The following is a 24,183-nucleotide window of genomic DNA, read 5'->3' as shown; positions in this document are numbered from 1 at the left end:
ACGGGCTCCCCCCTTCAGCCCTGGTCGGAAGTACGGTCCCGCCGGCGGATCGGCAGCGGGCGGTCGTGGTCCTGCGGTAGCCGATGATCACGACCGGCTATCTACCGGACGGACCCGCCGCCGGTCTCGGTCTGCGGCAGGGGTTGCCGACACTTCCCCCTTCCGGCCCACTTCGGTCCGCTTCGGTCCACTTCGGTCTACTTCGCTTCGCGCAGCTCCCGCTTCAGGACCTTTCCGCTCGCGTTGCGGGGTAGTTCGGTGACGAACTCGACGGTGCGCGGGACCTTGTAGTTGGCCATCTCCCGGCGGGACCAGGCGATCAGGTCGTCGGCCGTGAGGGTGGAGCCCGGCCGGCGGACCGCGTACGCCTTGCCGACCTCGCCGAGGCGGGGGTCGGGGACGCCGACGACCGCGACGTCCGCGATGTCCGGGTGCAGGCCGAGGAGTTGTTCGATCTCGGCGGGGTAGGCGTTGAACCCGCCGACGATGAACATGTCCTTGATCCGGTCGGTGATGCGCAGGTTGCCGTCGGTGTCGAGGACCCCGACGTCGCCGGTGCGCAGCCAGCCGTCGGGGGTGACGGCCGCGGCGGTCTCGGCCGGGTCCTCGAAGTAGCCCTGCATGACGTGGTGTCCGCGGACCCACACTTCGCCCGCCGTCCCGGCGAGCTGGGCGTACCCGTGCTGGTCGGCGATCTTCACCTGGGTGTCGGGGATGGCCCGTCCCGAGGTGGAGGCGATGGTCTCGGCCGGGTCGCCGCGGCGGCACATCGTGACGATGCCGCTGGCTTCGGAGAGCCCGTACGCGGTGAGCACGGTGGAGATGTGCAGTTCGCCGCGCAGCCGCTCGACGAGCCGGAGCGGGACGACGGCGGCGCCGGTGACGACCAGGCGGAGGGCGGACAGGTCGTGGTGGTCGCGCTGGGGGTGGTCGAGGAGCGACTGGTGGAGGGTGGGCGGGCCGGGGAGTACGGAGATCCGCTCGGCGGCGATGTTGGCGAGGACGGTGTCCACGTTGAAGACGGGCTGCGGGACCATCGTGGCCCCGCGCATCAGGCAGGCGATGATGCCGGCCTTGTAGCCGAAGGTGTGGAAGAAGGGGTTCACGATCAGGTAGCGGTCGCCCTCGCGCAGTCCGGCGAGCTCGCTCCAGACGTCGTAGCAGCGCAGGGACTGGGCGTGGGTGATGACGGCGCCCTTGGGGCTGCCGGTGGTGCCTGAGGTGAAGATGATGTCGGAGGGGGCCTCGGGGCGGATCGACTCGGCGCGCTCGCGCACGGTCTCGGCGCCGACGCCGTCCCCGCCGGCCAGGAAGTCCTTCCAGGTGCGGAAGTCCTGGGGGGCGTCCTCGGCGAGGACGACGACCTGCTCGAGGTGCGGCAGCCCGGGCAGCGGGCCGCGGCCGCCCTCCCCTTCGGCGGCGGCCCTGCGCAGGGAGGCGACGTACGAGGTGCCGAGGAAGGTGCCGGTGACGAAGAGGAGCCGGGCCCGGCTGCGCCGCAGGACGTACGCGGCTTCCGTGCCTTTGAAACGGGTGTTGAGGGGGACGAGGACGGCGCCCGCCGAGACGGCGCCGAGTGCGCAGACGATCCACTCCAGGGTGTTGGGGGCCCAGACGGCGACCCGGTCCCCCGGCTCGACCCCGGCGGCGATGGCGGCGGCCGCGGCGCGCTCCACGCGCTCGCCGAGCTGCGCGTAGCTGATGCGGACGCGGCCGTCGACGACGGCCTCGCGGTCGGCGTACCGTCCGGCGGCCGCGCGCACCAGTCCGGCGATGCTGCCCCAGCGCAGATCCCCCCGCACGTCTTCGCTCATCGCACACCCCTCCCAGTAGCTGACTATCCGTCAGATTAGCTGTAGCCTTCGCGGCTGTCAGTACTGGTGCAGCCCCGGAGGTGGCGATGGCGGCAACACTCAAGGACGCTACGGCGATAGTCGGGATCGGCCAGACCGCCTTTGCCAAACGGCTCCCCGAGTCCGAGAAGGAATTGGCCTGCCGTGCGATCCTGGCCGCCCTCGCGGACGCCGGGATCGCCCCTGCCGAGGTCGACGCCTTCTCCTCCTACACGATGGAGGAGACCGACGAGGTCGAGGTCGCCAAGGCCATCGGCGCCGGCGACGTCACCTTCTTCTCCAAGATCGGCTACGGCGGCGGCGGTTCCTGCGCCACCGTCGGCCACCTCGCGGCCGCCGTCGCCACCGGCCAGGCGAGCGTCGGCGTCGCCTGGCGCTCGCGCAAACGCGGCTCGGGCCCGCGCCCCTGGAAGAACACGGCCGTCCAGCTGCCCACCCCCGGCCAGTGGACCCGCCCCTTCGGGCTGCTGCGGCCGGCCGACGAGATCGGCATGCTGGCCCGCCGGTACATGCACGAGTACGGCGCCACCCGCGACCACCTCTTCAACGTCGCCATGGCCTGCCGCAACCGGGCCAACGAGAACCCGGCCGCGATGATGTACGAACGCCCGCTGACCCGCGAGATGTACATGACCGCCCGCATGATCAGCGACCCGCTCTGCCTCTTCGACAACTGCCTGGAGACCGACGGGGCGCTGGCCTGCGTGATCGTTTCCGCGGAGCGGGCCCGCGACTGCCGCCAGAAGCCGGTGTACGTCCACTCCGTCGCCCAGGGGCTGCCCGCCCAGCACCACGGCATGGTCAACTACTGGAACGACGACCCGCTGTCCGGCCCCGCCTGGACCGCCGCCCGGCACCTGTGGAAGCAGGCCGACTTCGGGCCGCAGGACGTGGACGTGGCCCAGATCTACGACGCCTTCACCCCGTTGATCCCGCTCTCCCTGGAGGGCTACGGCTTCTGCGGGCGCGGCGAGGGCGCCGCGTTCACCGAGGGCGGGTCCCTGGAGATCGGCGGCCGGCTCCCGATCAACACCGGGGGCGGCGGTCTGTCCGAGGCGTACGTGCACGGCTTCAACCTGATCAACGAGGGCGTCAAGCAGCTGCGGGGAATCTCCACCGCCCAGGTGCCGGACGCCGCGACCTGTCTGGTGACCGCGGGCGAGGGTGTCCCGACGTCCGCGATCCTGCTGCGAGCCTGAGGAGCGAGCGACCATGACGACGACCCCGGCACCGGCGACGCCTCCGGCCACGGCCACGGCCGGCGCAACGGCCGGCGCAACCGCCACGGCCACGGCCGACCAGCTGCTCCTGCCCGTTCCCGACGAGGACGGCGCCCCGTTCTGGGAGTACGCCGCCCAGGGCGAACTCCGCGTCCAGGCCTGCACCGCGTGCGGCCGGCTCCGCTTCCCGCCCAGACCCTGCTGCCCGCACTGCCAGTCGTTCGACTCCGAGTGGCTGCCGATGAGCGGCCGCGGCCGCATCTGGTCCTACGTACGGCCGCACCCGCCGCTGCTCCCCGCGTACGCCGCGCAGGCCCCCTACAACGTGATCCTCGTGGAGCTCGCCGACGCCCCGCACATCCGCCTCGCCGGGAACCTGGTCGCCTCCCCCGGCGCCCCGCTGAACTCGGTGGACCCGGCCCGGCTGCGCATCGGCGCCCGGGTCCAGGTGGTGTTCACCGAGACCGGCGGGATGACCGTGCCGCGCTGGGTGCTGGAGAAGCCGTGACCGTACGGGTGGAGCGGGACAAGGCGGCCGGGGTCGCGGTCGTCACCCTGGACCGGGAGCGCAGGCACAATGCGATCGACCTGGCGACGGCCGCCGAACTGGCGGCGGTGTGGCGGGAGTTCCGCCACGAGGACGACGTACGGGCGGTCGTGCTGACCGGCGCAGGACGGGCGGCCTTCTGTACGGGCATCGACCGCGGGGTGGAGGTCCCGCAGCCGCCCTCCCCGTACTCGGTCGACGACCCGCTGCTGTCCGTCGGCCCGAAGGCGAACGACCTGTGGAAGCCGGTGGTCGCCGCCGTCAACGGCATGGCGTGCGGCGGGGCGTTCTACCTGCTGGGCGAATCGGAGTTCATCGTCTCCTCCTCGACCGCGACGTACTTCGACCCGCACACGACGTACGGGATGGTCAGCGCGTACGAGGCCGTGTACATGGCGCAGCGGATGCCCTTCGGGGAGGCCGCCCGGATGTCCCTGATGGGGACGGCGGAGCGGCTCTCCGCGCAGCGGGCGTACGAGATCGGCCTGGTCTCGGAGCTGACGGCCCCCGAGGAGCTGCTCCCGGCGGCGCTGCGGGCGGCGCAGACCCTGGCCGGGTACCCGACGGAGGCGGTACAGGGCACCGTACGGGCCCTGTGGTCGGCGAAGCAGGCGGCGCTGCAGCAGGCGCTGGCCCAGGCCCCGGCGCTGATCTCGCTGGGGAACCTCTCCCCGGAGCGGCAGGCGGACCTGTTCACGGGGCGCCGGGCGGCCCCGGAGCCGCGGGTGCGCTGAGCGGCGTGCGCGCCTGCTGCGTCGGCCGCGCCTGCTGCTAGTCGATCCGGCCGACGACGCAGGTCTTCACGTCCGCCGCCTTGTCGTCGTGGATCATCGGGGCGGTGACGGTCTGGGTCTCGCGGGCCTTGAGCGTGACGCGGACGGAGGTCCGGTCGACGACGCCGTTCGCGCCCTCGAAGGTCATCGGGACATCTACGGTGCCCTGCTTGTCCACGTCGGAAGTCACCCTGAGGACGGCCTTCGGGCTGCCGGGGCCGGCGCAGGTGACGACCTGGGCGTGGGCGGGCGGGCCGGCGCTCTTGCTGGGCGACGGCGTCGACTTCCCGCCGCCGTTGCTGTTGTTGCTGTTGTTGTTGCTGTGGTAGGTGCTCTTCTTCTTCGAGCTGGAGCATCCGCCGCCGCTGCCGCTGCCCTTGCTCTTCGAGCCGTGCCCGTGCCCGCTCGACGAGAAACCGGTGAGCGCGAACACGACGCCCACCAGCACCGCGGTGAACCTGATGCGCCGTCCAGCCACCATGGCCCGAACCCCTTCCCTGACAACGGCGCGCCACGCTATCAGCCTTGGACCGCGGCGGGCAGGACCGCCGGGCCCGGCGTTGCCTGTCATGCATATGATCGGGGCCTTCCAACGGGGGAGATCCAACATGTCAGTGGATTCAGGCCATGAGCGGGACCTCGCGGGCACGGCAAGCCCGGACGAACTGGTGGGCATGCGGCTCAACCACGTGCCGCCGGAGCCATCGGGCGGGGCATCGGCTCCGCCCGTGTACGGGCCGTTCGCTCCGGGCAAGGGGGGCGGCGACTTCGCCTCGACGCCGGCCGAGAAGAAAGCCGCGGCCGGCACGATCGAGACCGAGCTGGAGCCCCACACGAAGAAGGCCGGCGACCACGCGGACGACGCCACCAGCGCCGCCCGGAAGGGCTTCGACGGCTGGGAGACGGCCGCGGGCCTGCAGAAGCTGGCGGAGCGGTGGGACCAGCAGGTGAAGAACCTGATGAGCCGCCTGGCGGCGGAGAAGACCGCACTGCGCGGGGCCACGGGCCTCTTCGTGGGGAACGACACCGGCCTGGGCAACCAGTTCCTGACCTCGAATTCGAAGCTGAACGGGCTGTCGGGAGATCCGCGGTGATGAACTACCACGAGGTCATGACCACGGACCTGGGCCTGTTGTCGACGGCCGCCGGCAAGTGGGACGAGATGGCCGGCGAGTTCAAGAAGGTCGAGACCCGCTACGGCGACACCGTCCAGAAGATCACCATGGGCGACAGTTGGTCCGGCGTCAGCGCCGGGACCGCCCACACGAGCTTCAAGGCAACCCGCTACGAGTACACCGCCGCGCAAGCCGAGGCGAAAGCCATCGCCGGCCTCTTGCGGGAGGCGCACGAGAAGTTCACCGATCTGAAGAAGAAGCTCGAAAGCGCGCGCGACGACGCGGTAGCCGCCGGCATGACGGTCTCGGAGCAGGGCCGCGTCGCCTTCGACTACGCCAAGCTCACGCCCGCCGAGCGCAGCGCCTACCACCACGACCCCGACGGCCAGAAGGCGATCAGCGACGCGGTCACCAAGTGGCAGCAGCACATCGACGACCGGGTCAAGGCCTTCGACGAAGTCGACCAGAGCGTCAAGACCGCCCTCGGCCACGCATCCGCCGACAGCAACAGGGACGCTTTCGGCAAGGGCGCGGACGAATCGCTCACCGGGTTCAACGCCCACCCCGAGACCACCCTGGCGAAGGCCGGGACGCCGGACAAGCCGGAGCCCGCGAAGAAGCCCGACGGCACCACGTTCACCGGGCCCGACGCCGGCTTCAGCATCTCCGGGACCAAGTACGGCAAGGAGGGCTCGATCAAGGCGTACGCCGACCTCTGGCACGCGACGGCGCAGGGATCGACGGACCTGGGTCCGATGCACCTCTCCGGGATCACCGACGTCTACGAAGGCGCCAGAGCCACCGGGAACTACGGTCTCACCGACAAGGGATTCGTGGCCAAGGCCGAGGCGTCCGCGGGACTGCGGGCCTTGGCCGAGGGCCGGGCGGAGCACGGGAACCAGAGTGTCTACGGGCGAGCCGAGGGGTTCGTCGGCGCCGAGGCCGGGGTCAACGCCAAGGCGACCAGGGAAGAGGCGACCGTCGGCGCCAAGGCGTTCGCCGGGGCGAAGGGCACGCTCGCCGCGGGTACGGAGACCGCCGGGATCGGCGTCGGCCTGACGGCCGAGGGATGGGCCGGTCCCGGTGCGGAAGCCTGGTGGGGCTACAAGAAGGACGACAAGACCGGCGATTACAAGATCGGCGGCAAGGCAGGGCTCTCGCCCGTCTTCGGCGGCGCCGTGGGACTCGAGATCACCGTCAATCCCGGCAAGGTGGCCAAAGCCGCCGGTGACGTGGCCGACACCGTCGGCGACATGGCCCACGAAGTCGGCAGCTGGTTCGACTGATCTACTACTCCGTGGAAGGAGGGCTCGACATGCCCACAACACTGCCGGTACCGATCGCGTTCCGCCTGCCCGAAGGCTGGCTTCCGGCCCACCCCGAGGGGATGGACCCGGGCGTGGCCTTCGCCGCGGTACATCCGCAGCCGGACGCCGGGTTCACTGCCAACATCACCATCGACGGCGGCTTCCCGCTGGACGAGGTGACGTTGGACGTGATCGCCGACAAGTCGGCGGAGCGCCTGCGCCAGGTCGCCGAGTCCGTGGTGGTCTCCCGCCGCCGGGAGGTCGGCCCCGACGACGCCCTCGCCCTGACCCAGCGGTTGACCTTTACGGCCGTCACCGGCGACACCCGCCGCGACCTCGTCCAAACCCAGGTGTACCTGACCATGACGGACATCGAGGATCCGCACAAGCGGGCCGTGATCCGGCTGGCTCTGACCGCCACCGCAGCCCAGCACGACGACATCCTGGGAGACTTCCAGGACTTCGTGCGCACCGTCCGTCCGGACAGCGGGGAAGCGGCCTAGCGATGGGCCGCATCCGGGACAGGTACATGGGCACCAGGTACCCCGACAGCGGCGTCACGGCGATCCCCACCACGGAGCTCCAGAGCGCGCTGCTCGCGCTGAACGGCACGGGTGTGCCGTTCAGCGTGCGCGAAGCCGCGGGGTCCGGGCTGCTGGCGGAGTGGCGGATCCTCGAGCCCGCGTGGGGCTCCGGCGTGTCCCGCCGGCAGGTGGAGCGGACCCTCAAGGTCTGGATGCGCCCGCTCCCCACGGAACGCGTGGTGCGGGCCATGGACGAACAGTGGTCGGTGACGCGGGCCGGGGATCCGCCCACGCTGACCGTGGGGCGCGAGCGCGGCCGTGGACCGATGCGCTCGATCCACAAGGAATGGACTTACAAGAAGGGGCCCGACGGCCGCAGGCACAAGGTCGAGACCTTCAGCCTCGACACCCGGGACATGAAGAACCCCCTGCGCGACGCGGTCCTCGAGTCGGGCTGGACGTGGCGCGGAGTGTACAAACTCTGAGCGACATGGCGGCGGCCCCGACCCCCGGTGAAGGGGGCGGGGCCGACCAGCCGGTACGGCGGGTGGTGCAGGCGGATCAGACCGCTTCGACGACGCCCGAGGCGGCGATCTCGATCTTGCCGCGAGTGGCGCCCGAGGGGGTGCCGAGCTTCTCGATCGCGTCGACGAGCTCGGAGCCCTTGACGACCTCGCCGAAGACGACGTGCTTGCCGTCCAGCCACGGGGTGACGACGGTGGTGATGAAGAACTGCGAGCCGTTGGTGTTGCGGCCGGCGTTCGCCATCGACAGCAGGTACGGGCGGTCGTGCTTCAGCTTGAAGTTCTCGTCGGCGAACTTCTCGCCGTAGATGCTCTTGCCGCCGGTGCCGTTCTGGTTGGTGAAGTCGCCACCCTGCAGCATGAACTGCGGGATGACGCGGTGGAACGGCGAGCCCGCGTAGCCGAACCCGTGCTGGCCGGTGGCCAGCTCGCGGAAGTTCTTCGCGGTCTGCGGGACGACCTCGTCGAAGAGGGCGAACTCGATGCGGCCGGCGGGCTTGCCGTCGATGTTGATGTCGAAGTAAACGTTGCTCATGGGGTCCATCCTGTCACTCCCGGTGCCGCACGCGACCCGGAGGGGCCCGAAAACCCTCACCCGGCCGTACGGGTCCCCGTTCCCTTGGCGGCGTCCAGGGCGTACACGCAGCGGTCCTTGCTGCATGCGTAGACCACGCCCGCCTCGGCCACCGGGGCGCCCGTGATCTCGCCGCCCGTGGCCAGCTTCCAGCGCAGCTGGCCGCCCGCAGCGTCCAGGGTGTACAGGCAGTGGTCGGCCGAGCCGAAGTGCACCCGGCCGTCCGCGACCGCCGGCAGGCCGGTGATCTCGCCGCCCGCGGCGAAGCGCCACTTCGGGGTGCCGGTGACCGCGTCGAGCGTGTACAGGGCGCTGCCCGCGCCGAGGTGGACGTTGCCGTTCGCTACCACCACCGGGTCCGAGGACGGCCGCGGCTCGGTGGCGATGCGCCAGCGGTCGCTGCCGGTGGCCGCGTCCAGGGCGTAGACCGTGCCCAGGTAGTCGGCGAGGTAGACCCCGCCGCCCGTGACCGCCGCGCCGGGCGCGAAGGCAGGGGCGGCCAGGAAGACCGCGGGGGCCTCGAAGTGCCAGCGGACCCGGCCCGAGGCCCGGTCCACGGACAGCACGCGGGTGCCGGCGGCGATGTAGACGTTGCCGTCCGGGGCCGGGGTGACCCGGACCGGGACGTTGCCGCAGGAGGCCGCGTCGCCGACCGGGTACGACCAGGCCTCACGGCCGCTGCGGGCGTCCAGGGCGCGCAGCCGCGCGTCCTGCCACACGTACACCGTGCCGTCGTGCAGGACGGGAGCCGCCTCCGGGGTCTCGAAATCGCTCTGGGCGCCGGTCAGCTCCCACAGCTTCTGGCCGTTGGAGGCCTCCCAGCCCTGTACGCCGCCCCCGCGCGTGGCGGTGACGACGGTGCCCCGCTCGGCGCGCAGGGCGTACACCCAGGCGTCGGCGTTCAGCCGCCAGCGCTCGGAGCCGTCGGAGGCGTCGAGCGCGTAGAGGGAGGGGCCGTCGGAGGCGTGGATGCGGCCGTCCGCGACGGCCATGGACCAGGCGACGTCGCGGGTCTTGAACTGGCGGCGGCCGCTGGCCACGTCCAGCGCGTGCACCTCGAAGGAGGTCACGTACAGCAGGTCTCCGGCGACGGTCGGGGTCCCCCAGACCTCGTTCGACATGCGGAAGCGCCACGGCCGCCAGCGGCCGCTGTCCGGGGCCGCGCCGGGGCTGGGCACCACGGCCGACACCGCGGAGGAGGCCGGGGCCGGTGCGGCGGCCGCCACACCGCCCGGCGGGCGGACCCAGCCGGTCGCCGAGGCGGCGGCGGGCGCCGCGGGCGCCGAGGCGCTCGCGCGCGGCCCGGGCCCGATCGGCACGGGGGAGCCCCCGAGGCGTACCGGCTCGCCGGACGGCGCGGGGGACGGCGCAGGGGACGTCGGCCTCGGCGGGTGCTGCGGGCGCTGCGGCACGGCCTGGCCGGTCCGCGGGTCGACCCACGGGTCGGCGCCGCCGCGCGGCTCGCGGCGGTGCGTGGCGGCCTCGGCGGCGCGCCCCGCAGGGCGGCCGGGCGCCGGGACGGGCGCGGCCGCCGTACGCTGCCCCGCCCGCCGGGCCTCGATCATCGCGACGGCCCGGCCCGGCAGCCACGCCGAGGCGGTACCGCTGTCGTCGCCGCCGTCGAAGAGGTGCGGGGCGAGCTGCGCCTGCAGGTCGGCCGGGGTCGGGCGCTGGGTGGCGTCCATCTGCATGCAGGAGTCGATCAGCGGCCGCAGCTCGTCCGGGAGCCCCTCCAGGTTGGGCTCGTCGCGCAGCAGCATGAACACCGTCTCCACCGGGTTGGCCCCGTGGTACGGCGGATGCCCGGTCGCGGCGAAGACGAGGGTCGAGCCGAGCGAGAAGACGTCGCTGGCGCCCTTGACGCTGCGCGAGTCCTTCGCCTGCTCGGGCGACATGTACGCGGGCGTGCCGACGGCGACGTTCGTCATGGTCAGGCGGGTGTTCGAGACGCCGCTGGCGATGCCGAAGTCGATCACGCGCGGGCCGTCCTCGACGACGAGCACGTTGGACGGCTTCAGGTCGCGGTGGACGAGGCCGGCGCCGTGGATGGACTGCAGGGCCTCGGCGATGCCGGCGGCGAGCCACCGTACGGCCTGGGCGGGCATCGGCCCGCACTCGTTGACGATCTCCTCCAGGGAGGGCGCCGGGACGTACGCGGTCGCCAGCCACGGCACGGCGGCGCGCGGATCGGCGTCGACCACGGCCGCGGTGTAGAAGCCGGACACGGCGCGCGCCGCCTCCACCTCACGGGTGAAGCGGACCCGGAACAGCTGGTCCTCGGCGAGCTCGGTCCGCACCGTCTTGATCGCCACCCGGCGTCCGGATGCCGACCGCGCGAGATAGACCAGCCCCATGCCGCCGGCGCCGAGCCGTCCCAGCACCTCGAAGGGGCCGATCCGTCTCGGGTCGTGCTGCGTCAGCTGCTCCACCACTCGCCTCACAATCCCCGTACGGGTCCTTGCCGGGCCCGTTCCCACCTGCACGCGCGCCGGCACGGCGGTCGGCCCCGTGCAGCGTCTCACCCCGGGCGCCGCCCGGGGTCGCGCAACCCCGATTCTGTCAGGCCCGCGCCGGGGCCGTGTCGTCACAGTCCTGGCGGGGCGGCCGGAGGTACGGCGGACGGACGACGGACCGCAGACGTACGGGCGGACGACGTACGGCGCCGGGCAGGCCCGCCGCCCCCGCCCGGCGGCCGCTACTGCGTCGGCCCGGTACGGGGCTCCGAGAGCAGCGCGAACACCGCGCCCTGGTTGTCGGCGACGACCGCGATCCGTCCGTACGGCGTGTCGAAGGGGTCGGCGGTGACGCGGCCGCCGAGCCGCTTCACGGTCGCGACGGACTCGTCGCAGTCCGGGACGGCGAAGTACACGAGGAAGTGCGCCGGCATGATCTCCGGGAACGCGTCGGTGATCAGGCTGCGCCCCATCACGGCGGTCTCCGCGCCGGGCCGGCTGCCGGGCGGGGACCACAGGCGGTACTCGACGCCCGTGCCCGCGTCGTCCTGGTCCTCGGGGACGTAGCCGAAGACGTTGGCGTAGAACACGTCGACCGCGTCGCGGGCCCGCGTGTAGAGCTCGCCCCAGCAGTACGTGTACGGCTCCTGCTGGGCCTCGAAGCCGTGGTGGGTGCCGGGCTGCCACAGGCCGAAGACGGCCCCGCCGGGGTCGGCGGCCAGCGCGGCGCCGCCGTACGGGCCCACCGGCTGGGGGTCCATGACCATCTGGCCGCCGGAGGCGCGGATGCGGGCGGCGCACGCGTAGGCGTCGACGGTGTAGAGGTAGATCCCCCAGACGGTGGGCATGCGGCCGTCGGGCTTGGGGGCGAGGGCGGCGACGTTGCGGCCGCGGCTGTAGGCCTGGGTGTAGCCGCCGTACTCGGGGCCGGCGCCGGCGCCGAAGGTCCACCCGAAGAGCTCACCGTAGAAGCGCTTGCCGGCCTCGACGTCCGGAAGCGAGGCGTCCACCCAGCAGGGTGTGCCCTCCGCGAATGCGGCCATGGCCCGTTTCCTTCCGTTGTGCCCTTTGCCCCGTGCCCCTCAGCCATGATCTGCCCGAAAACTTGTCCACAGCCTGTTGACAAGACTAATCGGGGGATACCGAGAGGAAGCGGTCGGGTCACCCGGGCGGGCGTCCGCTCGGATTTCGCACCGGATCCGCCCGGGATCCACCCCCGATCCGCCCGGGACATACCCGGAACCAGCACCTCCTCAGGGCCTCGCCTGCCCGGATTCCGGGCGGATCCCGGCAGGATCCCGGCCGGAAACGACCACCCGGGAGGGCCCGGGGTCCGGACTTCGCCCAGGCCAGGTGTCGCGTAACCCCATTTGCAGGCGGCCGAATCGCGCGCAGATCACCCCTCGGTAAGCTGACGGCATGACAGGACAAGTACGCACCGTCGACGGCCGCGTTGCCGGCCGGCGCGGTCAGGCGACGCGGCAGAAGCTGCTCGACTGCCTCAGCGAGATGCTCAGCTCCTCGCCGTACCGCGACGTCAAGGTGATCGACGTCGCCCGCAAGGCCGGCACCTCCCCCGCGACCTTCTACCAGTACTTCCCGGACGTCGAGGGCGCCGTCCTGGAGATCGCCGAGCAAATGGCCACGGAGGGCGCGCAGTTGACGGCGCTCGTCGAGGGCCGCAACTGGGTCGGCAAGGCCGGCTGGCAGGCCGCCGAGGAGCTCGTCGAGGGATTCCTGGACTTCTGGCGGCGCAACGACGCGATCCTGCGGGTCGTCGACCTCGGCGCGGCCGAGGGCGACAAGCGCTTCTACAAGATCCGCATGAAGATCCTCAACTCCGTCACCAACTCCCTCACGGAGTCGATGAAGGAGCTCCAGGCCAAGGGCAAGGTCGACAAGGACATCAGCCCGGCGGCCATGGCGGGTTCGCTGGTCGCGATGCTGGCCGCGGTGGCCTCGCACCAGAAGGGCTTCCAGACCTGGGGCGTCAAGCAGGCCGAGCTCAAGCCGAACCTGGCACTGCTCGTCCACCTGGGCATCACGGGCAAGAAGCCGACCAAGTAACGGCGGACCCTCACCGGGGTCCGCCGCCCTCCCCGCACGTTCTCCCCCGCCCCTTCTCCTCCCCTACCTCCCCGTTCTCCCCGTTCTCTCCGTTCTCTCCCTCGACTGCCGGCCGTCCGCCCCGATCAGCGACGCTCCAGGCGGAACAGCCGGATCTCGCGCTCGATGCGCGCCTGGTACGTCGCGTACGGCGGCCAGAACCTCAGCACGGCCTGCCACGCCGCCGCGCGCTCCTCGCCCTCCAGCAGCCGGGCCCGTACGGCGATGTCCCGGCCCTTCCAACTCACATCCGCGTCAGGGTGCTTGAGCAGGTTCCCGGTCCACGCCGGGTGCCCGGGGCGGCCGAAGTTGGAGCCGATGAGGAGCCAGCTGACGCCTCCGTCCTCCGGCATGCAGGCGAGCGGCGTGGTGCGCGGTTCGCCCGTCCTGGCGCCCTTGGCGGTCAGGATCACGCCGGGCAGCATCTGCGCGCTGAGCATGACCTTGCCGCGGGTCAGCTTGTGCACCGCCTTGTCCATGGCGGGGATGAAGTGCGGTGCGATCTTGGCGAACAGCATGGTCGAGGAGACCTTCTGCATCAGTTTGACGCCGGCTGCCATGGCCATCAGACGGCCACCTTCTCTTGTGGGGTGGTGAACAGGCCCGCGCGGTGGGCGGCGTGCGCCCGCAGCCGGTGGACCGGGCCGAACAGCAGCTCGTCGGCCGCCGCCCGCTTGAAGTACAGGTGTGCGTCGTGCTCCCAGGTGAAGCCGATGCCGCCGTGCAGCTGGATCGCCTCGCCGGCCGTGACCCGCAGGGCTTCGAGGGCCTGGGCGAGGGCGAGGCCGCCCTGCTGCGGGTCCCAGGCGGCGTAGTAGGCCGCCGAACGGGCCGCCTGTACGTGGACGTAGAGGTCGGCGAGGCGGTGTTTGACCGCCTGGAACGAGCCGACGGGCCGGCCGAACTGCTCGCGCTGGCGTACGTACTCCACCGTGCGGGCCAGCGCCTGCCCGGCCGCTCCGACGGCCTCGGCGGCGAGGACGGCGGCGGCGGTGCGCCCGGTGGCGGCGAGTGCGGCGAGGACGCCGCCGTCGGCGCTGTCTCCGGTATCCGCCCCGAGCAACTCGGCGGGGGTGTCGCGGAGTTGGATGCGGGCCTGCGGCCGGGTCTCGTCCAGGGTGGCCTGCCGCGACCGGACGAGCCCGGGGGCGTCCTCCCGTACGAGGAACAGCAGGGTCCGGCTCCGGGCGAACCCGCCGGTGTGCGCGGCGACCAGCAGCAGGGAGGCGCTGTGCCCGTCGAGCACCTGCGCGACCTCCCCGTACAGCCGCCAGCCGCCGTCCTCGCCGGCCTTGGCCTGGACGCCGCCGGCCCGGCCCCCGCCGGCCCACTCCCCGGGGGTGTTCTCGCCGGTCAGCGCCAGCGCGGTGGACAGCGCCGGGCCGGGGACGGCGAGGGCCGCGGTGAGCCCGCCGGCGGCGAGCGCCGGCAGCAGTGCGCAGTGCTGGGCCGCGGTGCCGAGGGCGGTGATCAGCGGTACGGCGAGCACGGCGGTGGCCAGCAGCGGCGAGGGCAGCAGCACCCGCCCGGTCTCCTCGCAGGCCAGCGCCAGGTCGGCGGGGGTGCAGCCGACGCCCCCGTACTCCTCGGCGACGGCCATGCCCGGCAGACCGAGCTGCGCGGAGAGCTGCCCCCACAGCTCGCGGTCGTGTCCGGCGGCGGTGCGGACGGCGGCTTTGACCTCGTCCGGGCCGCAGCGTTTGCCCAGGATCTCGCGCAGGGTACGGCGCATCTCGTCCTGCTCCGCGGTGAAGGCGGCATCCATCGTCGGGCTCCTCCCCGTATCTGACGGGCCGTCATGTTAGGCCGGGCGGCGACAGATGCACAGGGGGCGGGGGGCTCGGGTGCCGGGCGGACCGGTTTGCGTGGACTAGAAACTGACGGTACGTCAGATGTACGGTCTGATGCATGCCTGGACCCACGCCTGAACCTCGCAACGGACGCCGCCGGGTCGCCGTCGTCGGCGTCGCCCTCTCGGACTGCGGCCGGGTGGACGGCCCCACCCCGTACGCCCTGCACGCACAGGCCGCCCGGCGGGCGCTGGCCGACTCCGGCCTGGACCGCTCCGTCGTCGACGGCTTCGCCTCGGCGGGCCTCGGCATCCTCGCGCCGGTCGAGGTGGCCGAGTACCTGGGACTGCGCCCCACCTGGGTCGACTCCACCTCGGTGGGCGGATCGACCTGGGAGGTCATGGCGGCGCACGCGGCGGACGCGATAGCGGCCGGCCACGCCAACGCCGTGCTGCTGGTCTACGGCTCGACGGCGCGGGCCGACATCAAGGCCCGGCGGCGCACCTCGAACCTCTCGTTCGGGGCGCGGGGGCCGCTGCAGTTCGAGGTCCCGTACGGGCACACGCTGGTCTCCAAGTACGCGATGGCGGCGCGGCGCCACATGCACGAGTACGGGACAACGCTCGAGCAGCTCGCCTCGGTGGCCGTCCAGGCCCGGGCGAACGCGGCGACCAACCCGGACGCGATGTTCCGCGACCCGATCACGGTGGACGACGTCCTGTCCGGCGAGATGATCGCGGACCCCTTCACGAAGCTGCACTGCTGCATCCGCTCGGACGGCGGCTGCGCGGTGCTGCTGGCCGCGGAGGACTACGTACCGGACACCGCCAAGTCCCCGGTGTGGATCCTGGGCACGGGCACGTCCGTCTCCCACACCACGATGTCGGAGTGGGAGGACTTCACCGTCTCCCCGGCGGCGGTCTCGGGCCGCCTGGCGTTCGAGCGGGCGGGCCTCACCCCCGCGGACGTGGACCTCGCGGAGATCTACGACGCCTTCACGTACATGACCCTGGTCACCCTGGAGGACCTCGGCTTCTGTGCGAAGGGCGAGGGCGGGGCCTTCGTGGAGAAGGGCCGCCTCCTACGGGACGGGGAACTGCCGGTCAACACCGACGGCGGCGGCCTCTCGGCCTGCCACCCGGGTATGCGCGGCCTGTTCCTGCTGGTCGAAGCGGTCCGCCAACTCCGGGGCGAGGCAGGCCCGACCCGCCAGGTCACCAAACGGGACGGCCGCCTCCCGGAGGTGGCCCTGGCATCGGGCACGGGCGGCTGGTTCTGCTCGTCGGGGACGGTGCTCCTGGGACGGGGGTAGGGACGCCGCGGTCAGGGACCCCGGGGATACGAAAACGGGCCTGTCCCGCACCGCGCCCCGGGGGTGCGGTGCGGGACAGGCCCGTGGATTCTCAGCCCCGGCCGAAGCCGATGTACTTGGAGGCGCACTGACGCCACTCGTTCTGGAACGTGTTGTTCATGTTGCCCAGGTTCCCGCCGTGCGAGCGCAGGTACCCGAAGAGGCCCTCGCAGTTCTGCGCCGTCGGCTCGAAGTACGACGTGCAGCGGTCACCGGCGCCACCCCCGAGGTCGCAGCTGCCGGCCGCCGCGGGCGAGGCCGTCATCAGACCGAACACCGGCACGGCGATGGTGGCCGCCAGGGCGACGGCGCCGGTCTGCAGCTTGCGCGAAATGTTCATGGTGGTTCTTCCCCTCGTTGTCCACACTGGATCGCCCCCTGCACCGCCGTTTGCATCACCCCTGGTCAGGGGGTAGAGGCGGCGCGGGAACTGGCTTGATCATGGCGACCTGAACCAGCGGGTAACAAGAGAGTTGAGGGAGTTCAGAGCTTTGTCGCCCGCGAGCCGGCCTCGGGCCGGCGGGCCGGTCGCGGGCGCGCGGCACCCGCCGGTCAGTACTGCCAGCGGGGCTGGGCGCCGTCCAGACGGCAGTGGATCAGGCGGCCGTTCTCGGCGTGGGTGGACCTGCCCAGGTCGGCTTTGCGGCAGAACTGGCCCGCTTTGTAGCAGTTCCCGGCGTTCGAAACGATCTCGCACGTGCCGCTCGCGGGCTCGGCCGGTTCCTCCGTCGGCGCCTTCGTGGCGGGCGGCTTCGGCGCGCTGCCGCTGCCCCCGGTGGAGCCGGAGGAGAGCGTACGGGTGGGGGCCGGCTTCGCATCGGGTGTCCGTACGGACGGCTCGGCGGTCGGGGCGGACGGCGTCGGCGTGGCCGTGGGGGTGGCGGACGGCGTCGGTGTCGGCGTTGCGGAGGGGGACGGGGTCGGGGAGGCCGACAGGCTCGGCGGCGGCGATACCGCGGGGCCGCCGCCCCCTGCGGGGCCGCAGGCCACCGCCGTGCAGGCCACCAGGACGGCCACCACCGTGCGCCGGAGCGCACCGCCGCGCCGTCTGCCGCGTATCGCGCTCGTACCGCTCGCTCTGCCGCCGTTGATGTGCATGAGGGGCCCCCACCTCGAGTCGTTGAAGGCTGCACATCATAGGGACGGCGGGGGACGGGATTCCGGCGAACGCCGAAGCTGCCCCATGGTGTTCGATGGGCGGTATGACCCGCGAGATCACGAGCGACGAGATGGACGAGATCGAGGCGTTCCACGCCACCCTGCACTCGCTGCGGGTGTGGGACGGCCCGCTGCCCGGCTTCGACGTCGAGGCCGCGCCGCCCGAGCCGGTGGCGCTGTTCCGGCAGTGGTTCCTGCATGCCGCCCGGGCCGGGCAGCCGGAGCCGCACACGATGAGCCTGGCCACGGTGGACGGCGACGGGCGGCCCGACGTGCGGATCCTGATGCTGCACGGAGCCGACGGGCACGGCTGGCACTTCGCCTCGCACGCCACCAGCGCCAAGGGCCGCCAGCTGGCCGGGCACCCGGACGCGGCGCTCGGGTTCTACTGGCCGGCCGTGGCCCGGCAGGTCCGGATCCGCGGCCGGGTCACCGCCTGCGGACCGCAGGAGAGCCGGGCGGACCTGGCGGTCCGTTCGCGGGGTGCGCTGGCGGCGGCGCTGACGGGGCGCCAGAGCGAGGTGCTCGGCAGCGTGGAGGAGCTGCGGCGCGCCTCCGAGGCCGCCTGGGAGCGGGCGGGCACCGAGCCGGACGCCCCGGCCCCGACCTGGACCCGGTACGTCCTCGACCCGGCCGAAGTCGAGTTCTTCCAGGGCGACGCCTCCCGCCGGCACGTCCGGCTGCGCTACCGCCGCACCGGCGACGGCAGCGGCTGGATCCGCGAGCTGCTCTGGCCGTAGGGAGTGTCCCGCCGATCCCTCGATAGCCTTTCGCCGCATGACACGCATTTGGATCCAGCCGGTGCTGCTGGTGCTCTGCGGCTCGCTCATTGCGGCCGGGCAGTTGTCCAGCGGGGCCCCCGCCGCAGCGGCGGCACTCCTGGTGACGTTCGTGCTGCTCGCGAGCGTGAACTCGCCCCTGGTCTTCCCGAAGTCGATCAGTGCGCCGGAGGCGCGGCGCCGCAGCGCGGCCGACGGCCGACCGGTCGTCTACTGGCGCCCGGGCTGCGGCTACTGTCTGCGGCTGCGCATCCGGCTGGGCCGCGGCGCCCGCCGGGCGCACTGGGTCGACATCTGGCGCGACCCGGCGGGCGCGGCGGCGGTGAGGGCGGCCAACGACGGCAACGAGACCGTGCCGACCGTCGTCGTGGCGGGCCGGCCGCACACCAACCCCGATCCCGCCTGGGTGCGTGAACAGCTCTCCCGCCCCGCCTGATCGGGAACGGCGCCCTACCCGAGGTCCGGCCGGAAGACCGCGACGCTGACGCCCTCCGCCGCCTCGCGGAACGTCACCCGGAGCGGCATCCCGATGCGCAGGTCCGCCGGGGCGCAGTCCACCACCTCGGTCATCATCCGCGGGCCTTCGGCCAGGTCGACCACGGCCGCCGTGTACGGGACGCGCGTGCCGAACGGCGGGAGGTCGTTGCGGTGGATCACGGACCAGGTGTAGAGGGTGGCGCGGCCGCCCGCCGGCTCCCAGGTCACCCGGTCCTCGCCGGCCCAGCAGAACGGGCAGAACTCCCGCGGGTAGTGGTGGGCCCGCCCGCAGTCCGTGCAGCGGCGCAGCAGGAGCCGGCCCTCGGCGGCCGCGTCCCAGTAGGGGCGGGTGAAGTCGTCGGTCTCGGGGAGGTCGTAGCGGGTGGTCACAGGAACAGTCCCGTCGCCGCGTCGAGGGACCAGGTCTGCCAGGCCATCGCGAAGAGGGCGACGAGCGAGATGAGGGCCATCATCGCGTTCTGGCCCTGCTCGGCCCAGTCGTGGATCATCAGGATCAGGTAGAGCAGGTTCAGGAGCAGGCCGCCGACGAGGGCGATCGGCGTGAGGAAGCCGAGGACCAGGCCGAGGCCCAGGGCGAGTTCCGCGTAGACGACGATGTACGCCATCAGGCGCGGGCGCGGCCGGACGATCTTCTCGAAGCCGCCCTTCACGAACGGCCAGCGGTGCTTGCCGGCGACGTCGGCGGCCCAGGCGATGCCGGTGCCGCGTTCGAACCAGCCCTTCTTGTCCTTGTGCCGCCAGCTCTCCAGCCACCACAGGCCGAGGCCTATCCGGAGCACGGCGAGCCATTCGGCCCCACTGAGCCAGACGGTCTGCATCGGGCCCTCCTCCCTTGATCTGACGGTACGTCAGTTCAGCGGATCCGGGGCGATCCCGCAAGGGTCCCGCCCGGGCCCGGAGGCGGTCCGTGATCGATCCGCAATCGATTCCCTCCTTGTCCGAGACCCATCAACGCTGTGTGTCGATACGCTCACTCCTCATGCCCGGAGTCCCCACATCCCCTGACTTGACCACCCAGCCCCGCCCCGTGTACGTGGTCGGCGCCGGCCCCGGCGGCCTCGCCGCAGCCGCCGCGCTGCGCGCCCGCGGGGTCCGCGCGGTGGTCGTCGAGAAGTCCGACGAGGTCGGCACCTCCTGGCGCAGCCACTACGACCGCCTCCACCTGCACACCACGCGCCGGCTCTCCGCCCTCCCCGGGCTGGCCATGCCGCGCCGCTTCGGCCGGTGGGTCTCGCGTGACGACGTGGTGCGGTACCTCGAGAAGTACGCCGAGTTCCACGAGCTGGAGCTCGTCACCGGCGTCGAGGTGACCCGGATCGACCCGGCCCCCGGCGGGGACGGCTGGCTCCTGCACGCCACCGGCGGGCGGGTGCTCGACGCCCGGGCCGTCGTCGTCGCCACCGGGTTCAACCACACGCCCGCACTGCCCGACTGGCCGGGCCTCGACGCGTACGCCGGGCAGCTGCTGCACGCCCGCGACTACCGCAACGCCTCGCCCTTCGAGGGCCGGGACGTGCTCGTCGTCGGCGCCGGGAACACCGGCGCCGAGATAGCCGTCGACCTGGCCGAGGGCGGGGCCGCGCGGGTGCGGCTCGCCGTGCGCACCGCGCCGCACATCGTGCGCCGCTCCACCGCGGGCTGGCCGGCGCAGCGCACCGGGATCCTGGTGCGCCGGCTGCCCGTACGGCTCGTGGACCGGCTCGGCGCGCTCGTCGCCAAGGCGTCCGTCCCCGACCTGACGGCGTACGGGCTCCCCCGCCCCGGCGCCGGCCTGTACAGCAGGGTCAGGGAGGGCGCGATCCCGGTCCAGGACGTCGGCCTGATCGATGCCGTGCGCACGGGCAGGGTCGAACCGGTCGCCGCCGTGGCCTCCTTCGAGGGCGCCGAGGTGGTGCTCGCGGACGGTTCGCGGATCACCCCGGACGTGGTGGTCGCGGCCACCGGATACCGCCGCGGCCTGGAGGGCCTGGTCGGGCATCTGGACGTACTCGACGGGCGCGGGCGCCCCCGTACGCACGGCACCCGCACCCCCGCACAGGCCCCCGGCCTCTACTTCACCGGTTTCACCAACCCCATCAGCGGGATGTTCCGCGAGATGGCCCTGGACGCCGAGAGGATCGCCAAGGCCCTGGCCCGCCGGCTCGGCCCCCGGACCGGCCTGCCGCCGGCCGAGCCCCTCCCGGACACGGGCCTGCGCCCGGTCGACCCGCTCGCGTAGCGGGGGTGCGGGCGGCCGGATCCGCCCTTTTCCGGTCTCCCGAAGAACAGGCCGAATCCGGTCCTGGACCCGTCCCGCCGGGATCTGGGACCGTTCCACGCATCACCTCCACCAGCTTTCCTACGCAGCACTGTTCCTGACGGCACGTCAGTTCAGTAATCTGACTACGCGTCAGTTATTGAGGTTCATCGAGCAGGAGCGGGCGGAACGATGCTTGGATCTACTCACGGCACCCTCACCACCGACTTCCGCGCACGTGTCGAGGCCTGCGGCGAGTCCCCCAGGACGGCCGTCCACTCCACGGCGGCGCCGTCCGCCGCGGACACGGTCGCGGTGGACGTCAGCGGACGGCCCCTGCACGCCGATGTCCCCGACCTGGACCGGTTCTTCCGGCCCGAGTCCGTGGCCGTCATCGGCGCCTCCGACGCCGAGGGCAGACCGAACACCGGCATCACCCGCCAGCTCATCGCCTGGGCGGAGCGCGTCGGCGCCCGGATCCACCCCGTGCACCCCACCCGCCCCTCGGTCTTCGGGCTGGCCTGCCACGCGTCCGTGGCCGACCTGCCCGAGCAGGTGGACCTCGCCGTCCTCCTCGTCGGCGATCCGCTGCCGGTGATCGAGGAACTGGCCGAGGCCAAGGTGAAGTTCGCCGTCGCCTTCGCCTCCGGCTTCGCCGAGACCGGAGACGCCGGCGCCGCCGCCCAGGCCCGGCTCGCCGCCGCGGTCCGGCGGTCGGGCCTGCGCCTCCTCGGCCCCAACACCAACCTCAACGCCTTCGAGAAGTTCCGCGACGACCTCGACGGCCCGGCCATCGCCCTGATCACCCAGTCCGGCCACCAGGGCCGGCCCGTCTACACCCTCCAGGAGCTGGGCATCCGGCTCTCCCACTGGGCTCCCACGGGCAACGAGGCCGACCTCGAGACCTCCGACTTCATCTCCTACTTCGCCGAGCAGCCCGAGGTCGGCGCCATCGCCTGCTACGTCGAGGGCCTCAAGGACGGCCGGTCCTTCCTGCTGGCCGCCGACCGGGCCGCCCGCAACGGCGTCCCCGTCGTCGCCGTCAAGGTCGGCCGCACCGAGACCGGCGCCCGGATGGCCGCCTCCCACACCGGGAAGCTGACCGGCGCCGACACCGTCGTGGACGCCGCGATGCGGCAGTTCGGGGTCATCCGCGTCGACGGGCTGGACGAACTCCAGGACACCGCCGCCCTGCTCGCCCGGGCCCGTAAACCGCTGGCCGACGGGGTCGTCGTGTACTCCATCTCGGGTGGCACGGGCGCCCACTTCTCCGACCTCGCGACCGAGGCGGGACTCAGCCTGCCCACCCTCTCCCAGGCCAGGCAGGACGAGCTCCACCAGTGGATCCCGGAGTACCTGAACGTCGCCAACCCCGTCGACAACGGCGGCCACCCGGTCGGCGACTGGCGCGGCCGGAAGATCATCGACGCGATCCTCGCCGATCCGGCGGTGGGCGTGCTGATCTGTCCGATCACCGGGCCCTTCCCGCCGATGAGCGACAGGCTCGCGCAGGACCTGGTGGACGCGGCGGAGGCCTCGGACAAGCTCATCTGCGTGATCTGGGGTTCCCCGGTCGGCACCGAGGAGGCCTACCGCACCACCCTGCTCGGCTCCTCCCGCGTGGCCACCTTCCGCACGTTCGGCAACTGCATCACCGCCGTCCGCGCCTACCTCGGCCACCACCGGTTCACGGCCGCCTACCGCTCCCCCTTCGAGGACGCGCCGCGGAGCCCGTCCCCCTCGTACCGCAAGGCGCAGGCGCTCATGCGCCCGGGCCAGCAGCTCAGCGAGCACGCGGCGAAGCAGCTGCTGCGGGCGTACGGGATACGGGTCCCCCGCGAGCAGCTCGTGACCAGTGCGGCGGCTGCGGTACGGGCCGCGGGGCTGGTCGGCTATCCGGTGGTGATGAAGGCGTCGGGCCCGCAGCTCGCCCACAAGACGGAACTCGGGCTGGTGAAGATCGGCCTGACCTCGGCGAGCCAGATCCGCGACGCGTACCGGGAGCTGACGGACATCGCCCGCTACGAGGACGTCCCGCTCGACGGCATCCTGGTCTGCCAGATGGTGGAGCGGGGCGTGGAGATGGTCGTCGGCGTCACGCAGGACGACCTCTTCGGCCCGACGGTGACGGTGGGGCTGGGCGGAGTCCTGGTGGAGGTCCTCCACGACGCGGCGGTACGGGTCCCCCCGTTCGGCGAGGACCAGGCGCGGGCGATGCTGACGGAACTGCGCGGGCACGCGCTGCTGGAGGGGGTCCGGGGGGCGCCGCCGGCGGATGTCGACGCGCTGGTGGAGGTCGTCCTGCGGGTGCAGCGGATGGCGCTGGAGCTGGGCGACGTCCTCTCGGAACTGGACATCAACCCGCTGATGGTGCTCCCGCGCGGGCAGGGGGCGGTGGCCCTGGACGCCCTGGCCATCTGCCGCTGACGCCGCGCGCCCCGGGCCCGCCCCGGACCTGACCGGGCCGCCGCTGCGCGGGGAGGAGGCTCCGCGCAGCGGCGACCTGCACCCGCGACCCGCGAATCCGCATCGACGACCCTCACCCCGAACGGGAGTTCAACCGATGACCAGCGCCCCCGCCGACGAAGTCCTCCACCGCATCGAGAGCGGTGTCTCGTGGATCACCCTCAACCGGCCGGAGGCCATGAACGCCGTCACCTGGGACCAGCGGGAACGCGTCATCGCCCTCCTCGCCAAGGCATCGGCCGACCCCGCCGTGCGCGCCGTCGTCGTCACCGCCACCGGCAAGGGCTTCTGTGCGGGCGCCGACCTGCGCGGCGCCCCCGCCGCACCGGGCGAAAGGGTCGCGGGCGACGTGGCCCGCATGATCCGGCTCGGCGCGCAGCGCCTGATCACCGCCGTGCTCGACTGCGAGAAGCCGGTCCTCGCCGCCGTCAACGGCACGGCCGCCGGCATCGGCGCCCACCTCGCCCTTGCCTGCGACCTCGTCATCGCCGCCGAATCGGCCCGCTTCATCGAGGTGTTCGTCCGCCGCGGCCTGGTCCCCGACGGCGGCGGCGCGTACCTGCTCCCGCGCCTGGTCGGCCCGCAGAAGGCCAAGGAGCTGATGTTCTTCGGCGACGCCGTCCCGGCGGCCGAGGCCGAGCGGCTCGGCCTGGTCAACCGGGTCGTTCCGGCCGAGGAGTTGGAGGCCGCCGCCCGGGAGTGGGCGGAGCGTCTCGCGCAGGGCCCGACCCGCGCCCTCGCACTGACGAAGCAGCTGGTCAACGCCTCCCTGGACGGTGGCCGGGCGGCCGCACTGGCCGCTGAGGCCACCGCTCAGGAGATCAACATGACCACCGCCGACGCGAACGAGGGCGTGGCGAGCTTCGTGGAGCGCCGCTCCCCCAAGTACCTCGGGCGCTAGGGGGTGTC

Annotated in this window: 25 protein-coding genes; 14 read left to right on the top strand and 11 right to left on the bottom strand. The window is 72.7% G+C overall.

Translation table 11 applies throughout. The features are described 5' to 3' along the window. Nucleotides 1–197: 197 nt before the first annotated feature. Entirely contained in the window at nt 198–1,814 is a 1,617-nt protein-coding gene (locus tag OG299_RS22840; RefSeq protein WP_327362443.1) for a FadD3 family acyl-CoA ligase, read from the bottom strand. 86 nt (nt 1,815–1,900) lie between these two features. On the opposite strand from OG299_RS22840, the gene OG299_RS22835 reads away from it, so the two are divergent. From OG299_RS22835 to OG299_RS22825, 3 genes are all read left to right on the top strand, one after another. Beyond that, nucleotides 1,901–3,052: a lipid-transfer protein gene (locus OG299_RS22835; RefSeq protein WP_266628325.1), complete on the top strand. Its 1,152-nt coding sequence runs from the start codon at nt 1,901–1,903 to the stop codon at nt 3,050–3,052. A gap of 103 nt (nt 3,053–3,155) precedes the next feature. Further along, nucleotides 3,156–3,581, top strand: coding sequence for a Zn-ribbon domain-containing OB-fold protein (locus OG299_RS22830; protein ID WP_266633460.1), 426 nt, complete (start codon nt 3,156–3,158; stop codon nt 3,579–3,581). After that, nucleotides 3,578–4,354, top strand: coding sequence for an enoyl-CoA hydratase/isomerase family protein (locus OG299_RS22825; RefSeq protein WP_327362442.1), 777 nt, complete (start codon nt 3,578–3,580; stop codon nt 4,352–4,354). Before OG299_RS22830 ends, OG299_RS22825 begins: the two co-directional genes overlap by 4 nt. A gap of 37 nt (nt 4,355–4,391) precedes the next feature. On the opposite strand, the gene OG299_RS22820 is transcribed toward OG299_RS22825, so the two are convergent. Beyond that, nucleotides 4,392–4,874: a hypothetical protein gene (locus OG299_RS22820; RefSeq protein ID WP_327362441.1), complete on the bottom strand. Its 483-nt coding sequence runs from the start codon at nt 4,872–4,874 to the stop codon at nt 4,392–4,394. A 127-nt stretch (nt 4,875–5,001) separates the two neighbouring features. On the opposite strand from OG299_RS22820, the gene OG299_RS22815 reads away from it, so the two are divergent. Genes OG299_RS22815 through OG299_RS22800 form a run of 4 tightly spaced genes read left to right on the top strand, consistent with a single transcriptional unit; the run spans nt 5,002 to nt 7,824 of the window. Then, nucleotides 5,002–5,487 (top strand): hypothetical protein, encoded by a 486-nt coding sequence (locus tag OG299_RS22815; RefSeq protein ID WP_266628319.1) that lies wholly within the window; start codon nt 5,002–5,004, stop codon nt 5,485–5,487. After that, nucleotides 5,487–6,794, top strand: coding sequence for a hypothetical protein (locus OG299_RS22810; protein ID WP_266628317.1), 1,308 nt, complete (start codon nt 5,487–5,489; stop codon nt 6,792–6,794). The genes OG299_RS22815 and OG299_RS22810 overlap by 1 nt, the downstream gene beginning before the upstream one ends. A 29-nt stretch (nt 6,795–6,823) precedes the next feature. Next, a complete protein-coding gene (locus OG299_RS22805) occupies nt 6,824–7,318 on the top strand; it encodes a hypothetical protein (RefSeq protein WP_327362440.1) in 495 nt (164 codons plus the stop codon). Between the two features lie 26 nt (nt 7,319–7,344). After that, the gene (locus tag OG299_RS22800) at nt 7,345–7,824 is read left to right on the top strand and encodes a hypothetical protein (RefSeq protein WP_327362439.1); all 480 of its coding nucleotides are present in this window, start codon (nt 7,345–7,347) and stop codon (nt 7,822–7,824) included. A gap of 76 nt (nt 7,825–7,900) precedes the next feature. Here the strand turns inward: OG299_RS22800 and OG299_RS22795 are convergent, their stop codons facing one another. The 3 genes from OG299_RS22795 to OG299_RS22785 all read right to left on the bottom strand — a co-directional run bounded on the left by OG299_RS22795 (nt 7,901) and on the right by OG299_RS22785 (nt 11,933). Further along, nucleotides 7,901–8,398: a peptidylprolyl isomerase gene (locus OG299_RS22795; protein WP_266628313.1), complete on the bottom strand. Its 498-nt coding sequence runs from the start codon at nt 8,396–8,398 to the stop codon at nt 7,901–7,903. Nucleotides 8,399–8,454: 56 nt separating this feature from the next. Continuing rightward, nucleotides 8,455–10,869, bottom strand: a complete 2,415-nt coding sequence (locus OG299_RS22790; RefSeq protein ID WP_266628312.1) for a protein serine/threonine kinase AfsK — start codon at nt 10,867–10,869, stop codon at nt 8,455–8,457. A 263-nt stretch (nt 10,870–11,132) separates the two neighbouring features. Then, nucleotides 11,133–11,933, bottom strand: coding sequence for a VOC family protein (locus tag OG299_RS22785; RefSeq protein WP_266628311.1), 801 nt, complete (start codon nt 11,931–11,933; stop codon nt 11,133–11,135). Between the two features lie 376 nt (nt 11,934–12,309). Between OG299_RS22785 and OG299_RS22780 the strand changes: the two genes are divergently transcribed. Next, nucleotides 12,310–12,957, top strand: coding sequence for a TetR family transcriptional regulator (locus OG299_RS22780; protein ID WP_266628310.1), 648 nt, complete (start codon nt 12,310–12,312; stop codon nt 12,955–12,957). A 125-nt stretch (nt 12,958–13,082) separates the two neighbouring features. Here the strand turns inward: OG299_RS22780 and OG299_RS22775 are convergent, their stop codons facing one another. Then, nucleotides 13,083–13,556 (bottom strand): nitroreductase family deazaflavin-dependent oxidoreductase, encoded by a 474-nt coding sequence (locus tag OG299_RS22775; RefSeq protein ID WP_266633458.1) that lies wholly within the window; start codon nt 13,554–13,556, stop codon nt 13,083–13,085. Between the two features lie 5 nt (nt 13,557–13,561). Further along, nucleotides 13,562–14,761, bottom strand: a complete 1,200-nt coding sequence (locus OG299_RS22770; RefSeq protein ID WP_327362438.1) for an acyl-CoA dehydrogenase family protein — start codon at nt 14,759–14,761, stop codon at nt 13,562–13,564. A gap of 143 nt (nt 14,762–14,904) precedes the next feature. On the opposite strand from OG299_RS22770, the gene OG299_RS22765 reads away from it, so the two are divergent. Further along, nucleotides 14,905–16,098, top strand: a complete 1,194-nt coding sequence (locus OG299_RS22765; RefSeq protein WP_266628308.1) for a thiolase C-terminal domain-containing protein — start codon at nt 14,905–14,907, stop codon at nt 16,096–16,098. A gap of 91 nt (nt 16,099–16,189) precedes the next feature. On the opposite strand, the gene OG299_RS22760 is transcribed toward OG299_RS22765, so the two are convergent. Together OG299_RS22760 and OG299_RS22755 are read right to left on the bottom strand one after the other, a co-directional pair. Next, on the bottom strand, nt 16,190–16,477 hold the full coding sequence (locus OG299_RS22760) for a hypothetical protein (RefSeq protein ID WP_327362437.1): 288 nt from the start codon (nt 16,475–16,477) through the stop codon (nt 16,190–16,192). A gap of 212 nt (nt 16,478–16,689) precedes the next feature. After that, nucleotides 16,690–17,235 carry a hypothetical protein gene (locus OG299_RS22755; protein ID WP_327362436.1) on the bottom strand — a complete coding sequence of 182 codons (546 nt, stop codon included), beginning with the start codon at nt 17,233–17,235 and terminating at the stop codon, nt 16,690–16,692. 104 nt (nt 17,236–17,339) lie between these two features. On the opposite strand from OG299_RS22755, the gene OG299_RS22750 reads away from it, so the two are divergent. Together OG299_RS22750 and OG299_RS22745 are read left to right on the top strand one after the other, a co-directional pair. Then, nucleotides 17,340–18,035: a pyridoxine/pyridoxamine 5'-phosphate oxidase gene (locus OG299_RS22750; protein ID WP_327362435.1), complete on the top strand. Its 696-nt coding sequence runs from the start codon at nt 17,340–17,342 to the stop codon at nt 18,033–18,035. Between the two features lie 37 nt (nt 18,036–18,072). Further along, nucleotides 18,073–18,510: a glutaredoxin domain-containing protein gene (locus OG299_RS22745; protein ID WP_327362434.1), complete on the top strand. Its 438-nt coding sequence runs from the start codon at nt 18,073–18,075 to the stop codon at nt 18,508–18,510. A gap of 14 nt (nt 18,511–18,524) precedes the next feature. Here OG299_RS22745 and OG299_RS22740 read toward each other — a convergent pair whose 3' ends face one another. Both OG299_RS22740 and OG299_RS22735 read right to left on the bottom strand, forming a co-directional pair. Further along, a complete protein-coding gene (locus tag OG299_RS22740; protein ID WP_327362433.1) occupies nt 18,525–18,941 on the bottom strand; it encodes a Zn-ribbon domain-containing OB-fold protein in 417 nt (138 codons plus the stop codon). Beyond that, nucleotides 18,938–19,390, bottom strand: a complete 453-nt coding sequence (locus OG299_RS22735; RefSeq protein WP_266628296.1) for a DoxX family membrane protein — start codon at nt 19,388–19,390, stop codon at nt 18,938–18,940. Before OG299_RS22735 ends, OG299_RS22740 begins: the two co-directional genes overlap by 4 nt. Nucleotides 19,391–19,551: 161 nt before the next feature. Between OG299_RS22735 and OG299_RS22730 the strand changes: the two genes are divergently transcribed. The 3 genes from OG299_RS22730 to OG299_RS22720 all read left to right on the top strand — a co-directional run bounded on the left by OG299_RS22730 (nt 19,552) and on the right by OG299_RS22720 (nt 24,175). Then, nucleotides 19,552–20,790, top strand: coding sequence for a flavin-containing monooxygenase (locus OG299_RS22730; protein WP_327362432.1), 1,239 nt, complete (start codon nt 19,552–19,554; stop codon nt 20,788–20,790). A 210-nt stretch (nt 20,791–21,000) separates the two neighbouring features. Next, nucleotides 21,001–23,235 carry an acetate--CoA ligase family protein gene (locus OG299_RS22725; protein WP_266628292.1) on the top strand — a complete coding sequence of 745 codons (2,235 nt, stop codon included), beginning with the start codon at nt 21,001–21,003 and terminating at the stop codon, nt 23,233–23,235. 136 nt (nt 23,236–23,371) lie between these two features. Next, on the top strand, nt 23,372–24,175 hold the full coding sequence (locus tag OG299_RS22720; protein ID WP_266628290.1) for an enoyl-CoA hydratase/isomerase family protein: 804 nt from the start codon (nt 23,372–23,374) through the stop codon (nt 24,173–24,175). Nucleotides 24,176–24,183: the final 8 nt, after the last annotated feature.

The sequence above is a fragment of the Streptomyces sp. NBC_01296 genome (assembly GCF_035984415.1).
Taxonomy (GTDB): Bacteria; Actinomycetota; Actinomycetes; order Streptomycetales; family Streptomycetaceae; genus Streptomyces.
Note: the sequence above shows the minus strand (reverse complement) of the source record. Positions and strands in the feature narration are given on the sequence as shown.

What these genes read in the sequence shown, in the direction of transcription:
- OG299_RS22835 (WP_266628325.1), top strand. Translation starts at nt 1,901, where the DNA reads ATGGCGGCAACACTCAAGGACGCTACGGCGATAGTCGGGATCGGCCAG.
- OG299_RS22720 (WP_266628290.1), top strand. Translation starts at nt 23,372, where the DNA reads ATGACCAGCGCCCCCGCCGACGAAGTCCTCCACCGCATCGAGAGCGGT.
- OG299_RS22730 (WP_327362432.1), top strand. Translation starts at nt 19,552, where the DNA reads ATGCCCGGAGTCCCCACATCCCCTGACTTGACCACCCAGCCCCGCCCC.
- OG299_RS22765 (WP_266628308.1), top strand. Translation starts at nt 14,905, where the DNA reads ATGCCTGGACCCACGCCTGAACCTCGCAACGGACGCCGCCGGGTCGCC.
- OG299_RS22760 (WP_327362437.1), bottom strand. Translation starts at nt 16,477, where the DNA reads ATGAACATTTCGCGCAAGCTGCAGACCGGCGCCGTCGCCCTGGCGGCC.
- OG299_RS22775 (WP_266633458.1), bottom strand. Translation starts at nt 13,556, where the DNA reads ATGGCAGCCGGCGTCAAACTGATGCAGAAGGTCTCCTCGACCATGCTG.
- OG299_RS22800 (WP_327362439.1), top strand. Translation starts at nt 7,345, where the DNA reads ATGGGCACCAGGTACCCCGACAGCGGCGTCACGGCGATCCCCACCACG.
- OG299_RS22820 (WP_327362441.1), bottom strand. Translation starts at nt 4,874, where the DNA reads ATGGTGGCTGGACGGCGCATCAGGTTCACCGCGGTGCTGGTGGGCGTC.
- OG299_RS22805 (WP_327362440.1), top strand. Translation starts at nt 6,824, where the DNA reads ATGCCCACAACACTGCCGGTACCGATCGCGTTCCGCCTGCCCGAAGGC.
- OG299_RS22725 (WP_266628292.1), top strand. Translation starts at nt 21,001, where the DNA reads ATGCTTGGATCTACTCACGGCACCCTCACCACCGACTTCCGCGCACGT.
- OG299_RS22810 (WP_266628317.1), top strand. Translation starts at nt 5,487, where the DNA reads ATGAACTACCACGAGGTCATGACCACGGACCTGGGCCTGTTGTCGACG.
- OG299_RS22840 (WP_327362443.1), bottom strand. Translation starts at nt 1,814, where the DNA reads ATGAGCGAAGACGTGCGGGGGGATCTGCGCTGGGGCAGCATCGCCGGA.
- OG299_RS22780 (WP_266628310.1), top strand. Translation starts at nt 12,310, where the DNA reads ATGACAGGACAAGTACGCACCGTCGACGGCCGCGTTGCCGGCCGGCGC.
- OG299_RS22735 (WP_266628296.1), bottom strand. Translation starts at nt 19,390, where the DNA reads ATGCAGACCGTCTGGCTCAGTGGGGCCGAATGGCTCGCCGTGCTCCGG.
- OG299_RS22770 (WP_327362438.1), bottom strand. Translation starts at nt 14,761, where the DNA reads ATGGATGCCGCCTTCACCGCGGAGCAGGACGAGATGCGCCGTACCCTG.
- OG299_RS22750 (WP_327362435.1), top strand. Translation starts at nt 17,340, where the DNA reads ATGACCCGCGAGATCACGAGCGACGAGATGGACGAGATCGAGGCGTTC.
- OG299_RS22795 (WP_266628313.1), bottom strand. Translation starts at nt 8,398, where the DNA reads ATGAGCAACGTTTACTTCGACATCAACATCGACGGCAAGCCCGCCGGC.
- OG299_RS22815 (WP_266628319.1), top strand. Translation starts at nt 5,002, where the DNA reads ATGTCAGTGGATTCAGGCCATGAGCGGGACCTCGCGGGCACGGCAAGC.
- OG299_RS22785 (WP_266628311.1), bottom strand. Translation starts at nt 11,933, where the DNA reads ATGGCCGCATTCGCGGAGGGCACACCCTGCTGGGTGGACGCCTCGCTT.
- OG299_RS22745 (WP_327362434.1), top strand. Translation starts at nt 18,073, where the DNA reads ATGACACGCATTTGGATCCAGCCGGTGCTGCTGGTGCTCTGCGGCTCG.
- OG299_RS22755 (WP_327362436.1), bottom strand. Translation starts at nt 17,235, where the DNA reads ATGCACATCAACGGCGGCAGAGCGAGCGGTACGAGCGCGATACGCGGC.